The 12996-nt window shown below is 70.6% G+C and carries 14 protein-coding genes; 9 read left to right on the top strand and 5 right to left on the bottom strand.

What is annotated here, in order from left to right:
- Positions 1-208: 208 nt before the first annotated feature.
- The 4 genes from ACIQMU_RS31390 to ACIQMU_RS31375 all read right to left on the bottom strand — a co-directional run bounded on the left by ACIQMU_RS31390 (position 209) and on the right by ACIQMU_RS31375 (position 5258).
- Positions 209-604: a hypothetical protein gene (locus tag ACIQMU_RS31390; RefSeq protein ID WP_402690234.1), complete on the bottom strand. Its 396-nt coding sequence runs from the start codon at positions 602-604 to the stop codon at positions 209-211.
- Between the two features lie 1583 nt (positions 605-2187).
- A complete protein-coding gene (locus ACIQMU_RS31385; RefSeq protein WP_402690233.1) occupies positions 2188-3945 on the bottom strand; it encodes a hypothetical protein in 1758 nt (585 codons plus the stop codon).
- Positions 3946-4146: 201 nt separating this feature from the next.
- Positions 4147-4488: a hypothetical protein gene (locus ACIQMU_RS31380; RefSeq protein ID WP_402690232.1), complete on the bottom strand. Its 342-nt coding sequence runs from the start codon at positions 4486-4488 to the stop codon at positions 4147-4149.
- A 2-nt stretch (positions 4489-4490) separates the two neighbouring features.
- Entirely contained in the window at positions 4491-5258 is a 768-nt protein-coding gene (locus ACIQMU_RS31375; protein WP_402690231.1) for a GntR family transcriptional regulator, read from the bottom strand.
- 269 nt (positions 5259-5527) lie between these two features.
- On the opposite strand from ACIQMU_RS31375, the gene ACIQMU_RS31370 reads away from it, so the two are divergent.
- From ACIQMU_RS31370 to ACIQMU_RS31330, 9 genes are all read left to right on the top strand, one after another.
- The gene (locus tag ACIQMU_RS31370) at positions 5528-5821 is read left to right on the top strand and encodes a hypothetical protein (RefSeq protein WP_402690230.1); all 294 of its coding nucleotides are present in this window, start codon (positions 5528-5530) and stop codon (positions 5819-5821) included.
- A complete protein-coding gene (locus ACIQMU_RS31365) occupies positions 5818-6141 on the top strand; it encodes a WhiB family transcriptional regulator (RefSeq protein ID WP_402690229.1) in 324 nt (107 codons plus the stop codon). The genes ACIQMU_RS31370 and ACIQMU_RS31365 overlap by 4 nt, the downstream gene beginning before the upstream one ends.
- A complete protein-coding gene (locus ACIQMU_RS31360; RefSeq protein WP_402690228.1) occupies positions 6138-7148 on the top strand; it encodes a hypothetical protein in 1011 nt (336 codons plus the stop codon). The genes ACIQMU_RS31365 and ACIQMU_RS31360 overlap by 4 nt, the downstream gene beginning before the upstream one ends.
- 2 nt (positions 7149-7150) lie before the next feature.
- Positions 7151-7609 (top strand): hypothetical protein, encoded by a 459-nt coding sequence (locus tag ACIQMU_RS31355; protein WP_402690227.1) that lies wholly within the window; start codon positions 7151-7153, stop codon positions 7607-7609.
- Complete coding sequence (locus ACIQMU_RS31350) at positions 7606-8862, top strand: hypothetical protein (protein WP_402690226.1); 1257 nt, start codon at positions 7606-7608, stop codon at positions 8860-8862. The genes ACIQMU_RS31355 and ACIQMU_RS31350 overlap by 4 nt, the downstream gene beginning before the upstream one ends.
- Positions 8863-9008: 146 nt before the next feature.
- The gene (locus tag ACIQMU_RS31345; RefSeq protein WP_402690225.1) at positions 9009-9224 is read left to right on the top strand and encodes a hypothetical protein; all 216 of its coding nucleotides are present in this window, start codon (positions 9009-9011) and stop codon (positions 9222-9224) included.
- A gap of 149 nt (positions 9225-9373) precedes the next feature.
- Positions 9374-9514 (top strand): hypothetical protein, encoded by a 141-nt coding sequence (locus ACIQMU_RS31340; protein ID WP_402690224.1) that lies wholly within the window; start codon positions 9374-9376, stop codon positions 9512-9514.
- An 89-nt stretch (positions 9515-9603) separates the two neighbouring features.
- Positions 9604-9726 (top strand): hypothetical protein, encoded by a 123-nt coding sequence (locus ACIQMU_RS31335; RefSeq protein WP_402690223.1) that lies wholly within the window; start codon positions 9604-9606, stop codon positions 9724-9726.
- A 197-nt stretch (positions 9727-9923) separates the two neighbouring features.
- Entirely contained in the window at positions 9924-11639 is a 1716-nt protein-coding gene (locus ACIQMU_RS31330; RefSeq protein ID WP_402690222.1) for a DUF2637 domain-containing protein, read from the top strand.
- 64 nt (positions 11640-11703) lie between these two features.
- Here the strand turns inward: ACIQMU_RS31330 and ACIQMU_RS31325 are convergent, their stop codons facing one another.
- Positions 11704-12291, bottom strand: a complete 588-nt coding sequence (locus ACIQMU_RS31325; protein WP_402690221.1) for a helix-turn-helix transcriptional regulator — start codon at positions 12289-12291, stop codon at positions 11704-11706.
- Positions 12292-12996: the final 705 nt, after the last annotated feature.

Here is a 12996-nt window from a genome sequence, read left to right as displayed (position 1 = left end):
ACGCCGCACAGGCCGCGTACGACATCCGGGTGGTCGACAGCCCGGCCACGCTCCAGGAAGCCCGGGAACGGGCGCTCCAGGCCGCCGACGACCTGATCGACACCGCCAGGGACGCGCTCGCCGAGTGGCGGGCGGGTCCCCGAAACGGGAGATCGGCGGCGAGAGACCGCCGGGGCGGCTTCTCGGACAAAGGAACGGGAGCAGCCTATTACAGCCCTACGCCCACAGTGGACCAGGCCGAGCCAGAGCTCGCCTTGACAGTGTTTCCGAAGCACGCGGTCTTAAGTCCCGGGTTGAGGTCGGACCGATTACACCACCCAGAGCTGCCGAAATTCGAACCGACACCGCCTTCGATCTGCACCTGTCGGCCCTGCTGGTTGTTCACGATCACCACAGCCTGACGATAGGTGCCTGTGTCGTTCTTGACGATGCATACCTGCGTGAAGACCGAAGTGTTCGGCACGCGCTGGGTGTCCCCGCAGCTCCAGTTTGAATTCGTGCTGAACGACTGCCAGTACGGTGCCGCCACGGCCGGACCCGCAGCCAGCACCCCTGCCCCGATCGTCATCGCGGCGACAGCAAATCCCTTTTGTACAAGCTTCATAACGTCCCCTCCCACTGCGCATCACTGCGCACACAGCAGTCACCCCACCCCTGGAGGTGATCACCCAGTTACACTAAGGCATCGAACGCACGTTTGCCGATCTTTCGCGATGAGCTGTATCTGCGCGACGAAAGTCGTCTCAATGAGAATGAAGGCTGTCCCGAGCCGTACTCCAGGGGATCTGGACCCACCCGGGCGGTCACGACGGCCTGGTGAGCACGGTGTCAGGGCGGCACACCCCGCAGGACGGGACACCGTCGGCTCCACGCCCCGATCCTGCGCCGCACCGAACCGCACCGCACCCCGGCCCCGCGCCGATCGGCGGGACCCTGCTGAAACTGCCCCCTCCGCACGCCGCCGGTGACAGCCTGACCGGATGACCGAGAACACGCGGCGGATCTACGTGTGAACGGGCACCTCCATGCCAGTCCTCGGACTTCGGGACTGGCACCCAACAACAGCAGTTTGGTCACCTCGTGGCAGCCGTGAGCACGACAGCCAGGCAGCGTGAGCAAGGACAGGCGTGGCCATCATGCTGACTCCCACCGGCTGTCACCAGGGCGCCCACTCACAACCGCCAACAGCAGATGGAGGACTTCTTCGGCGACGCCAAGTGCGACCACAAGCCGGCGGCGGGAGGAAGGGCTGGTCGGCGCAGTACTTCATGCGCCGAAGGTGGTCGACACGCCCGGGATTCAACAGCCCAAAACCACTAGATGTAGTGGCTGGATCGGGTTCAGATCCCACATGTTGTGGTTCTAGGTTCATTCGCGGGTGGACCTTCGTCTAAGCTGGGCCCTGCTTCCGCGAGTTGACCTCTCTTGGACTGTACCGGAATCGGTGCGGGCTCTCCCCGAGGGCTACTTGGGGTCAACGAAGGGAGGCACGGTGAACTCTGATGATCCGTGTGCCCACTGCGCTCATCTGTCGGTCCGACAGGCGGTGCTGGACTGGGTTCCGGTGATCTTGGTGATCGCCGATGTGGTGCTGTGGTTCGCTCGGTGATCACCGAGCGGGAGGCGAACCCGGACGTACGGTGCGGACTCACTGAGCCCGGCCGATTCGTAGACGGCCGGGCTCAGTAACCGCAGTACCTGCGGAGAGGGCCGACTACCGGTTGCACCCGGTGGGAGGCCCTCTTTGCTCTTAGCGGCGTCTCTCTTTACAACTTTCCGCTGCCACGATCGTACGACACTCGAGTGTCGCCACCCCCGCCGCGGACCCACTTTGCACCCACTTACGCGGCACTCTTGGCACACTTTCCCAACACTCCGACCCTGGGGGGACATTCCCCGAGCAGCTCCACCAAGGCGGGCCTGGGCAGGAAGGACGGGCCGGTCGACCGGGCGAGAATCTGCCCGGTGAACTCCCGGTACCGGACCGACCCGCGCGCCGACCAACGCCGCGTACTGATGACGACGATCCGCTGCCGGCCCACGTGTGCCGGGCTCGCCGCTGAGCGTCTTCCCTTCGTTCAGTCCGTCGCCGGACAGGAGCCTCTCCCGCCGCTCGCCCGTACGGGTCACTGAGCGCCGATCTCCGCCCCGGACGGCCCGGAATGCCCCGGGACGGGAGATCGCCGCTCAGAACGGCGCTGGGGCCGCCTCTGGGGCCTCTTGTGCCTTGGCCGCCTCCACGGCGGCGTCCCGGACCGCCTCCCACTCGCGGAGGACGCGGTCGCGGTCGCGCTGGGAGGCGACGCGGCAGCGGGCGCAGAGCGGGTCTCCGGGGAGGGCTGCGCGGCCGCAGGGTCCGCCGTGGCCGGGGCAGGTGCCGTTGTCGTCGGTCGCGGTGACGGGCAGTGCGGCGGCGATTCGGGCGTAGCGGGCCTGTTCCTGGCAGGTGGCGCAGTGGTCGCCGGTGCGGGTGCGGACGGTGCAGGTGTATCCGTCGTGGCCGGGGCAGAGCGGCCAGCCGAGGTGGAGGGCGCACCGGGTCTCACCGACGACGGCGAGGGTCGGGCAGAGGCCGTCGTCGGCCTCGCAGCCGGGGTTCAGGTCGATCCCGCGCCGGAGCTGGTCCTGCTGGCGCTCCAGCTCGGCGTACGGCGTCGCGGTGGGCGTGGGGGCGTCGTCCCAGCGGCGCCCCTCCCCCGGTGCCGTACGGTCCGGGCTAGGTGCCTGGTGCGGTACGACGGCCGCGCCGGCTGCGGAGCCTGGGACCGGCATCGAGGCGGCGACCTTGAGACGGCCGGAGATCACCGCGCCGACGGTTTTGTGCAGCGGGTCGGGCAGCGGGCGCGTGATCACTTCCCACAGCAGCGGCGCCGGCCACCCCGCTTCCAGGAGGCCGGTCACTATGAGGCCCTGGTCCCGGAGCGTCGGCCCGGTGAGCAGCAGCTCGGGGTGGGCCGCGCCGATCGCGAGCAGCAGCTCGACCCCGGGCGAGGCGTCCACCCGCACCGGACCACCGGTCGGGGCACCCCCCGCCGTTGCTGCCGTCTTTGCCTTCGGCCCGGAACCCGGGGTGGCGTCACCAGTGACGCCACCCCCCTGTCCGCCGTTCCCGGCCGGTACGGGCCCCTCCTCCTGGTCCTCCTCGATGCCGCCGCCCCGTCCGTCCGTCCGCGCCTCGCGCGGGTCCTCTACCTGCACGGACGGACGGACGGAGGCAGGTAGCACGTCTGAGCGGGAGGACTGAGCGGGAGGACTGAGCGGGGGAACGCGATCTTCGAGGTCAGCGCCCAGGTGCGGGTCAGAAATCTGACCAGGCGGGTCAGAAATCTGACCCAGCGGGTTAGAAATCTGACCCACCCCCCCCGGGTTAGAAATCTGACCCGCACTCCGGGCCGCCTTCTCCGCCCGCTTCGCAGCGGCCAGCTCCAACTCGCGCGCACGTGCCCGCCGGGCCGAGAACTCGGCTGCTTCCCGGATCTCATCGAGGACATCGAACACGTTGCGCGGGCCCTGGTAGCTCTTGACCGGCATCAGATTGATGCGGATGCGCAGACCGCGCCCGGCCGCCAGCGCGCGGGACGACGTAGTCAGCCGGTGGCCCTCCGGCGTCGTCACCAGACCGATCTTCGTGAGCTCCCGCAAGAGATTCCGGATGCGGGACACGCTCGACGGCTCGGGCCTCTCCCCCGGCCCGACCGGCTTCTTGGGCAACAGGTGGCACAGCTCCCACAGAGTGAGCTTGCGCACCGGGCCCCGCTTCTCGATCACCAGGGCACGCATGATCATGTACAGGCGAATCGCGGAATCGCTCAGCTCCGGGGAAACGCCGATCCAGTCCCGGACCTGCGACGCGTGCCACCCGTCGTCATCCACGGGTGGGTGCAACTCGACTTGCTGCCCGTCCTCCGCGCTCGACGGGTGGTCTTCCTTCTTGCTGCCGGACATCCGGCGTCCTTTCACGGGCCGCGAGGTACACCACGCACTGCGTGGGTACACTCGACGGAGACCTAGCGAGGTCGCCCGCCGCCACTCCGGGACTGCGAATCCCTAGTGGAGCCACGGCGGGCTTTAACTTTTAGTACACGGAACACTACGCCGCGTCGGTAGCGCTCCTTCATCTGGTGGCCGCGCTCCGAGTTGTCCGTATCAGCCCCGCTGTCTTGGCGGGACCTTGCGCCAACTCTTGATCAGACCAGCAGCGGCGGCGCGGGCCGTGACGAATGGGCCGAACTTATTCCCATCAGTTCTCACCGCGTACCAGTCGTGAAGGATTCCCGGGGACGTGGTGTGAGTCTCCCCCACGATATTCCCATCGTGAGATACAAGGTTGGGTCCGCTTCGATCTTCCCCTACGGACGCGTAATGGAGTCCTTTACGCGCCCGTAAAGTTGCCGCCACCTCTTCGCGGTGCAGCTTCTTGAGCGCGGCTTCATATTCGGCGCTCGCCAAATCCACCGCTTCCGGGCAACCAGTTTCTTGGTTGGTCATGGCTAGCCCTCCGTAGCGGGTGGTAGCAGGGGAAGATCTTCATAGCTCAGCTTGATTCGGTCGGCGGCGGCGACCGCTCGTAGGACTTCGAGCGGTCGCCCGTTCGTGTCCCTGGTGACGCGTTCTACGGCCAGAACCGAGACGCGCCCGCCCACCCGGAGCTGAACCGCTTCTTCCGTCGTGGGCATCCGTACGCTCACGGTTTCGCTTGCGGATGCCCGGCGGTGTCCAGCAGCGGCGAGCTTTCGATAGATGCCGCCCTCGATCTTTTCCGTGGTGTCGATGCCGGCGGCGACTGCGATGTGGCTGGGGTACCAGGCGTGTTGGACTTGAACGAGGTCATCGGGCCGAATCACGGCGTGCCGCAGCCTATAGATCACGCTGTCGCCAGGACTTAGTTCGAGCAGAGTCGCCAAGTCCTCGGGTGCCTCCATAGCGTCCACGTGCATCAGCTGCATGTGGCCGTCGAGCCCTGCGGCGGCCGTGGCGGTTTCCCACGGGCCTCCGACCCCTCCGGGCGTGAGCGCGCTCCGATACCGACTGAGCGGCAGCGTTACCGGTGTCCTGTGTCGGACGCGAGTGCCGCCCTTCTTGGCCGTGAACACCAGACCTTGGTCGACAAGTTCGGCGATTGCCTTCGTGACTGTCGCCTTCGACACGCCGTGCACGCTCATCAGCTCAACGTTCGTTGGCAGTTTGCTCCCTGAGGGGAACACGCCCGCGTCGATGCGATGTCGCAGGTCGGCGGCGATGTCTCCAGAGCTGGTCATGGCTCGGTCCCTCCTCTCTGGCGCGGTGGTCTATCTGCTGAGCCACCTTATCGCCTAGTCCTTATTGACAGTACGCCCTCGGGGGTGCATTCTCAATAACGCCTAGGCATTAAACGGTCTCGCGGCCGGTGATGCAGCAGGCAACGTTCCGACCTGCGAAAACGCAGATGCCCGGCCTGGTGCGGCTAACACCAGGCCGGGCAGCGGGAGAGGTGCTTCTACAGCTCTCCCGCATGTCGGACCAACCCAGCGAGGGACGAGGCACCGACGTGTTGATGGTTGCAGAGCGGATGGTCCGCCGGTTACGGGCCACGCTGGCGGAGGAGATCGACCGCCAGGAGCGTGAAGACGGCTGGGAGCCGGAGCCGGAGGCGGCGGTCGTGGTGACGCGGACGATCCTCCCGGTGGGGCCGAGTTGGGTGGAGCGGGAGCCGGTGGAGCTCCCGGCGCTGTCGCTGCCGGACGGGTACATCGTGGTGGGCGCTGACGAGGTGCGGGCGCAGCGGCTGATGGTCGAGGCGATCGGCCGGTTCGGGTCGGGCCGGGTCGGGGGTGCGCTGTGACGCTCTCGACGAGTGCGGCCGCGCTGGTCGCGGACCGTGGCCCTGCCGGTGTTCCGGCCTGCGCGGGCATGGACCCGGACATCTTCCACCCCTACCCGTCGGAGCCGCGCAACGGCCCGACGCAGGCGGAGCGGGAGGCGCTGGCGGTTTGCGCGGGGTGCCCGGTGCGGGACTGGTGTCTGGAGCGGGACCTCACGGAGTGCCCGACGACGTATCAGGTCGTGGGTGTGCGGGGCGGGATGCGGCAGGCCGACCGGCGGGCGCTGCACGTCCAGCGGTTCGGTGTGCGGCCCCCCAACGGGGCGGAGGCGGGCCGATGAGCACCGACGTGGCAGACCTTCTCGCCTCTATCGATGATGTGCTGGAGGCCGGCCCGGTGGCTGCTCCTGCCGCCCCCGCCCCCGCCCCCGCTCCCGTCGCCCCGTCGCCCGCCGTCGTTGTGGAGCCTGCGGAGCGGGAGGAGCAGCCGCGCCGGAGCACGGTGACGGACGTGCCTTTCACTCCGGTGGCTCCGAGGATCGCTCAGCGTCTCGCCGGGCTCGACCCCGTGTCCGTCACGGACCGGGAGCGCCTGGACGCCAGGATCGTCAAGCACGAGGCGCGGCTCCAGCAGTACCGGGAGCCTGTTCCGGTGGTGGAGCCTCCGGACGCGCCGGAGCCCTCGCCGCCGGTGGAGCCTCCGGCTCCGTCGGAGCCCTCACCGCCGGTGGAGTCCCCGGACGTCGACAAGGCGGGTACGACGGGAGGGCGGGCGAGGCTGCGCCGCGCGAAGCGGGCCCCCGCTGTCCCGGCCGCCGGAGCGGCCCCGGTGGCGGCCGCCCCGGAGGAGGGGGCCAAACCGCGGTGGCGGTGGCTCGCGTTCAACGGCGCGGCGGCCGGGGCCGGTCACCTGGCGCTCTGGTCGCTGACCGGTGACCCGATGGCGGGCGCGGACCTGATGGGCCGGATGACCGTGTCCGTGCCCCAGCTCGCCGCCGGCGGCCTCACCGTCGGCGCGGTCTACGGCGGGTGGCAGGCGGGCGGGTTCCTTACCGGTCTGCCCGGCCGTCTCGGCCTGGTCGCCCGCCCGCTGGCGGCCGTGGTCGGCGGTCTGTGGGGCCAGGGGACCGCACCGCTCGTGCGGGACGTCCTGGACGCCGTCGAGCCGTGGGGAACGCTCCTGTCCCCCCTCCTGGCCGTCGCCCCCCTCGCGGCCGCGTGCTGGTACGGCATCGACCGCCGCGCCGCCGCCGCGCAGTTGATCCGGCCCGTGCGCTGGGCCCTGCGCATCCCCCTGGCGACCGTCGTCGTCTCCTCCCTCCTCTACGCCCCCGGAGCCCTCCTGTGAGCATGTCTGTCTCTCTCCTCGCCGCGACGGACACCGTGATCGCGGCCGGGCCGGTCCTCGGATCGGTCGGCATCTCCGGACTGACCCTCGCCACCGGCCTCCTGCTTCTCTTCGGACTGCGCGGCTCGGACCGCGTCAAGCTCGACCGCGACAAGGCGGGCGGTTTCGGCATCGCGTTCGGGACGCTCGCCGTCGCGGCTGGGGACCTGTGGGGCTCGGTCGTGAAGGGGATCAGCGAGGTTCCGACGTCCCTGATCCAGGGGTCGGGCATGGGCAACATCGGCATGGGCGGCGTCGCGCTCGCCCTCACCATCCTCACGTTCGTCCCGAAGTGGCAGAAGCTCATCTGGCCCGCGTTCTTCGGGATCAGCGCCGGGGTGATCTACGGCCAGGCCGGGGGGATCTGGGGCATCGGCGTCGGCCTGGTCCTCAAGCTCGCGTCGATTGTGGGTGCCCTGTGAGCGCCGACATGGTGGCCGCGCACACGGCCGACGACGCGGCGGCCGACGTGGCGGCCGACACCCCCACCGAGGTCCGCGACGCGGTGGTGGAGAGCGGCACCGGCACGGTGGTGGACATTGCCACCGGCACCCCCGTGGACACCGCCGCCGACGCGGTGGAGACCACACCGGCGGCCGGGGGCGTGGCGGCCGGGACGCTGCGTCAGGTGTTCGCCGTGCTGCCGCTGCGCCGCGCCGTCCCCGATCTGGTGTCCGGCTCATGGGTGCTGGCGGGCATGGGCTGCGGGTGCGTGGCCCGCGCGCTGCGGTGGGCGTGGGACCAGGCGTCCGACGACCCCGAAGCCGCAGCCGCTCTCGCCGCGTACACCAAGCGGGCGCAGGCGGTGGAGAAGGTGGAGGGGGAGGAGGAGCGGGCGGCGGCGCTGGCGGCGCTGGCGGCGCTGGGGGCGGCCCCGTCCGGGCGGCGCCCGGCCCTGGAGGCGCTGGCCTACCTCGCGCTCGGAGGGATGCTCGCCGCCGGTGCGGTCGCCACCCTCGCCGCGGTGACCGCGCCGTACCTGGCGGCGCTGGCCGAGTGGCGGCTGGGCCTCCTCGCCGCCGGGGGACTGGGCTGGTCGGTCGCCGCCTGGTCGGTCGCTCCTCCCCCGCCGACCCCGAAGACGCCCGCCGACACCGAGGCCGACGGCGACGTCCAGGACGGCGCGGCCGACGACCAGGACCCGGAGGAGGCGCGGGGAACGGCGCTCCTGTGGCATCTCGTGGCCGCTCTGTCCGGTGCGGAGTCCGCCGGCCGCGCCGGGCTCCACCTCGATGTCGTCCTCGACTCCGCGATCGAGGCCGGGCTGCTGCCCGCGACCACCGAACAGGCCGAGTGGCGCACCTGGGTGGAGTCCTGCGGCATCCCCGTCGAGGACAAGGTCGGCTACCGGATCGCGGGCAAACCCACCACCCGCGTCGGGGTCCGGATCGACGCCGCGACCACCGCCCTGGGCATGACCCCCACCGCGCTCCTGGCCGCCCGCCCCCAGACCCCCGCCGGGGGAGGCCCCGCCACCCCCGCCCGGCCGGTCGGGGAGAGGCACCTCCCGGCCCCCGCCGAGACCGCCCCCGCCACCCCCGAGCAGCCTCCCGTCCAGACCCCTGCCGGGGCCCCGGTTCCGGCCGCTCTGCGCCTCCTGCCCGGGGGCCGTCAGCACCCCGTTCAGACCCTCTCCCCGACCGCTCCCCAAGGGTCGGCCCAAGAAGCCCGATAGACCGCCCTATCACCGCTGTGACCAGGGTTTCTATCACCCGCCCTAACGCCCCCTGACACCCCCCTGACGCCCTTTCCTATCGGCCGCAGGACACCCGAACCACCGATCCCAAAAGGGGTCGGGACACCGAGAAAAGGATGATCCACATGGGCATCACGATCCGCTGGAAGAACCCCGGCGACCCCGTGGCCATGGCCTACGAGGTCAACGCCGCCTACCAGCTCCGCATCAGGCTCCAGGACCCCAACGGCAACGGAATCACCACCCCCGAGGCCCTGGTCGCGGAGGAGATGGCCGACGCGATGGACGCCGATTACGTGCGCATCCACGGCTACCCCTACATCAACCACATCGTCGTCTGACCGGCGGCTGCCTGTCCCTCCCCGTGACCAGACCACGGGAAGGGGCGGGGAGCCGCCGGACGGCAGCCCCGCACGCACCGAAGCGCCTCCATCGACTTGGCGGAAGAAGAGGCGCTCCGGTTCCACCTTCGAGAGATGGAGCCCCAATCGTGGCACTCAACGACAAGAAGATCAGCACCGTCCCCGGAACCCGTCCCGACGCCCGGCACGAGACGACCTACCAGGGCTCGCGCGGCGGTCACTTCCCCGCTCCGGCCAAGCCGGTCCCCGGCTCGAAGGGCGGCAAGTAGATGACGTGCTGCGGACAGCCCATGCAGCCCAGCGGCCCCCAGCTCGTATGCGGACGGTGCGGCGCGTGGATCCAGACCGGGGTGACTGCATGAGCACTCGTACCCGTATCCGCCGCCGACTCGTCCGCCTGCCGGTGCTGCGCCACCTCTACCAGTGCGCGAAATGCCAGGCATGGACCGAGTCCCCGGTCTGCCCGGTCTGCCCCAGCTGACCGCCCCTCACCGCGCCCCGGGCGGACCGGCTGTCCGCCCGGGGCGCACTTGCAGCGTTCCGCCGCACCTGACGTACGGAGACCCGATGAGCCAGACGACGTACACCCCGCTCCCGCCCGCTCCGGTTCCGTCCGGTCCCGCTCCGGATCGGCGGGCCGGTGCTCCGGCTACACCCGGAAGGGGGCAGACTGCCGGGATGACCGACACGCTGACGGACACCCAGACCCCGGCCACCCGGGGGGCCATGGCCCCGGCCGCTCCGGAGGCGGCCCCGGCCACTCCGGCGGCCAGCCCGGCCGCTCCGGCAGTCACGGACCACGCTCCGCCCGCACCGCGCAAGGGCGGCCGGGGTGGGCCGGGGGTGGCCGCCACCCCCCTGTCCACGGCCGGGGCCGCCGGCCGCCCGGCCCCGGCCACCGTGGCCGCCCCCCCGGCCGGGATCGGCGCCCGCGCGGTCGGCTGGCTCCTCCTGGCCGTCGCCGCGATCGGCATGCCGCTCGTCGGCGTCATCGGGTTCGCCGCCTCCTACAGCACCCTGGAGCGGTTCGCCCTCGGTCACGGGTTCAGCGCCACGCTCGCCTTCTGGTTCCCCATCGGGATCGACGCCAGCATCGTGGCGCTCCTGGCCCTCGATCTCGTCATGGTCCGCCGGGGAAGCCCCTGGCCCGTCCTGCGGTTCTCCGCGCACGCAATGACGCTGGCCACCGTCGTGTTCAACGCCGCTGACGGCCTCTCCGAGAAGCCGGACGCGAGCATCTGGGACGGCCTGGCCGCCGACCCGCTGCGCGCCCTGTCGCACGCGGTGATGCCCGTGCTGTTCGTCCTCGGGGTCGAGGCGGCCCGCCGGCTGCTGATGCACACGGCGCGGATCGAGGACGGCACCGCCTCCGACCGTATCCCGCTGCACCGCTGGGTGCTCTCCCCGGTCCGCACCGGCAAGCTCTACCGGCGCATGCGCCTGGCCACCGTGCGGTCCTACGACGAGATGGTGGAGCGCGAGCAGGCACTCGCCGGATACGAGGTCTGGCTGCGCCACAAGCACGGAGGCGACCTCTCCAGGGCGACCGAGGAGGAGCGCCTGCCGATGACGATGGCCCCCCGCGGCTACACCGTCGAGGAGGCGCTCGCCCTCCCGGCGAAGTGGGCGGCCGAGGCGGCGGAGCGCCAGGAGAAGGAGGCGGAGCGCAAGCGGGCGAAGGCGGAGCAGGAGCGGCTGCGGCGCAAGGCGGACCGCATCGCGACCCTGACGGACGAGGCCGACATCGAGGAGGCCGGGCACCAGGTGACCGCCCGCACCGGTACGGCGAAGGCTCAGGCGGAGGCCGTCAAGGCGGAGGCGGAGGCCAGGACGGCGGCGGCGAAGGCGCGGGCGGAGCAGCATCGCCGGACGGCGGAGCGCCAGGCCGTCGAGGAGACGGCGGCGCTGGAGTCGGCGGAGGCGGCGGCGGCGAAGCGCCGCGCGGCCGATGACCTCCTGGAGGCGGAGCGAGCGCAGGCGGAAGCGATCCAGCTCCGGGCGCAGAACGCGCAGGCGGCCGTCGAGGCGGAGCGCCGGGAGCAGCAGGCGGAGCGGATCGCCGACGACCGGAAGGCTGCTGCTGCGAAGGCGGCGCAGGACGAGCGGGACGCAGTTGCCGCAGCTCTGGAAGCGACCCGGCTGCGCGCGGAAGCCGCCCGTATCGAGGCCGCCGCCATCGAGCACGAGGACTACGCCCGGCTCTCCCCCCGCGAGCGCAACGAGCGGAGGGTCGCCCGGATGCTGCTGGAGGCGTCCGGGGGAGAAGGCGTCACCCTGGAATCGGTGCCGCTGGCCGACATCCAGGAGGCGCTGGGCGTCGGACGCACCACCGCATCCGAGCTGCGCTCGGCAGCGCTGACCCTGCTCCAGAACGGCTACAGCCCCAACAGCTGATGCCGCACCACATGCCGGAGAGCGGCCCCCATCACGGGGTGCCGCCCTCCGGCACGTCGGTGGGTCAGGTACGCCGCCACCACCGTGACTGCTCCCCGCCTGCGGCCTCCGGCTCCTGCCTCTCCGGGGCGGGGTGAAGACCGCTCTGCGCCTGCCCGGGAACGGCTGGCCCCAGCTCGGGGCGCTCCGGTGCGGGCATCAGCGCCCGTACCGTCTGCTGCAAGTCCGCGATATGCGCAGTCTGCGCGGCGAGCTGCTCCGCCCGGACGCCGAGCTGTTCCCTGAGGTGACCGGCCTCCACTTCGGCCAGCCGTCGCCCGTGCTCGGCCTCGGCCACCGCCAGGGCGTGCTCGTGCCGCATCCGCTCCAGTTCGGCCCGCAGCCCGGCCACGTCGCCCTGGACGTCTCCGTGCTCCTGGCGGTAGTTCCCGCCGTGCTCGGCAGAGGAATCCGCGGCGGGGGTATCGGGGCCAGCGGGCGCGTTCAGCCGAAACCCGGCGGCGAGGAGATCGGGGACAGGGATCAGCCACCCTCGCGCCGGGTCTTGGACCGCGCCGGGCAGGTCCCCGGCCTCACGGCGTCGGCGGATCGTCGTACGGCTCACACCGCACGCGGCGGCGGCCTCCCGCTGGTTCAGCATCGGGCGCGTCATCCCCCTATCCTCCCCTGCGGTGCAGCACGAATCGACAGCCGACCCACCTACCCGTGGCAGCGTGGCGATCTCCGGGCACGCCGGTCGAGCAGCCGGGAAGAGGTGCTCCGTAGCCCAGGACGACGTGCCGCAGCAACCGCTCGTGAGCCCTTCAAGAGACGGCGCCATAGATTCCGCTTAATTCGTCTAATCATGGGATGTCTAGACCTCTTGACTCTTCCTCCCTCAAGGAGATTGGCTCAAGATGTGTTGCACATCACATGGCGAAGGATGTGGCAAAAGCCGCGAAAGGTATTTTGGGTGTTACTTGATGCTTCCCTCAGGGCTGAAGTAGACCGTGCGTCCCCTTAAATGACTGGCCATCAGATTTTTTCTGCCAGGCAGTCTGAGACCTCGCTGAGGCTTCGATCCCTCGATCACCGCCTCCGTTTCGCAACACACCGGGCTACCTACCTCATGAGGAGGCCGCCCGGGGTGGCAGCCCAGCTCAGCCAAAATCCACCCCACCTATTGGATCTACCAAGCAGCGATCAGAGGCACAGACGAAGAATCGCCAAGCCGCTTCCCTCGATACGAGGAAGCTCAGGCCGCAACAGCTGGCTTCCCCCCCCGCTTGCGTTTGTTTGTTGGTGTGTCGTGCTTTCCGCGCCAGTTCACGGGTTTGCCTGGGGCGGTGCTTCGAGGGTTGGAGTGCCAGCTGGGGGA

It is taken from the genome of Streptomyces sp. NPDC091649 (assembly GCF_044756785.1).
In the GTDB taxonomy this organism is placed as follows: Bacteria; Actinomycetota; Actinomycetes; order Streptomycetales; family Streptomycetaceae; genus Streptomyces.
This window is presented reverse-complemented; position numbering and strand designations above follow the sequence as displayed.

Bases quoted from the DNA above. Each gene is read 5' to 3' on its own strand.
- ACIQMU_RS31360 (WP_402690228.1), top strand. From the start codon at position 6,138: ATGAGCACCGACGTGGCAGACCTTCTCGCCTCTATCGATGATGTGCTG.
- ACIQMU_RS31325 (WP_402690221.1), bottom strand. From the start codon at position 12,291: ATGACGCGCCCGATGCTGAACCAGCGGGAGGCCGCCGCCGCGTGCGGT.
- ACIQMU_RS31375 (WP_402690231.1), bottom strand. From the start codon at position 5,258: ATGACCAGCTCTGGAGACATCGCCGCCGACCTGCGACATCGCATCGAC.
- ACIQMU_RS31330 (WP_402690222.1), top strand. From the start codon at position 9,924: ATGACCGACACGCTGACGGACACCCAGACCCCGGCCACCCGGGGGGCC.
- ACIQMU_RS31355 (WP_402690227.1), top strand. From the start codon at position 7,151: ATGTCTGTCTCTCTCCTCGCCGCGACGGACACCGTGATCGCGGCCGGG.
- ACIQMU_RS31385 (WP_402690233.1), bottom strand. From the start codon at position 3,945: ATGTCCGGCAGCAAGAAGGAAGACCACCCGTCGAGCGCGGAGGACGGG.
- ACIQMU_RS31345 (WP_402690225.1), top strand. From the start codon at position 9,009: ATGGGCATCACGATCCGCTGGAAGAACCCCGGCGACCCCGTGGCCATG.
- ACIQMU_RS31335 (WP_402690223.1), top strand. From the start codon at position 9,604: ATGAGCACTCGTACCCGTATCCGCCGCCGACTCGTCCGCCTGCCGGTG.
- ACIQMU_RS31390 (WP_402690234.1), bottom strand. From the start codon at position 604: ATGAAGCTTGTACAAAAGGGATTTGCTGTCGCCGCGATGACGATCGGG.
- ACIQMU_RS31380 (WP_402690232.1), bottom strand. From the start codon at position 4,488: ATGACCAACCAAGAAACTGGTTGCCCGGAAGCGGTGGATTTGGCGAGC.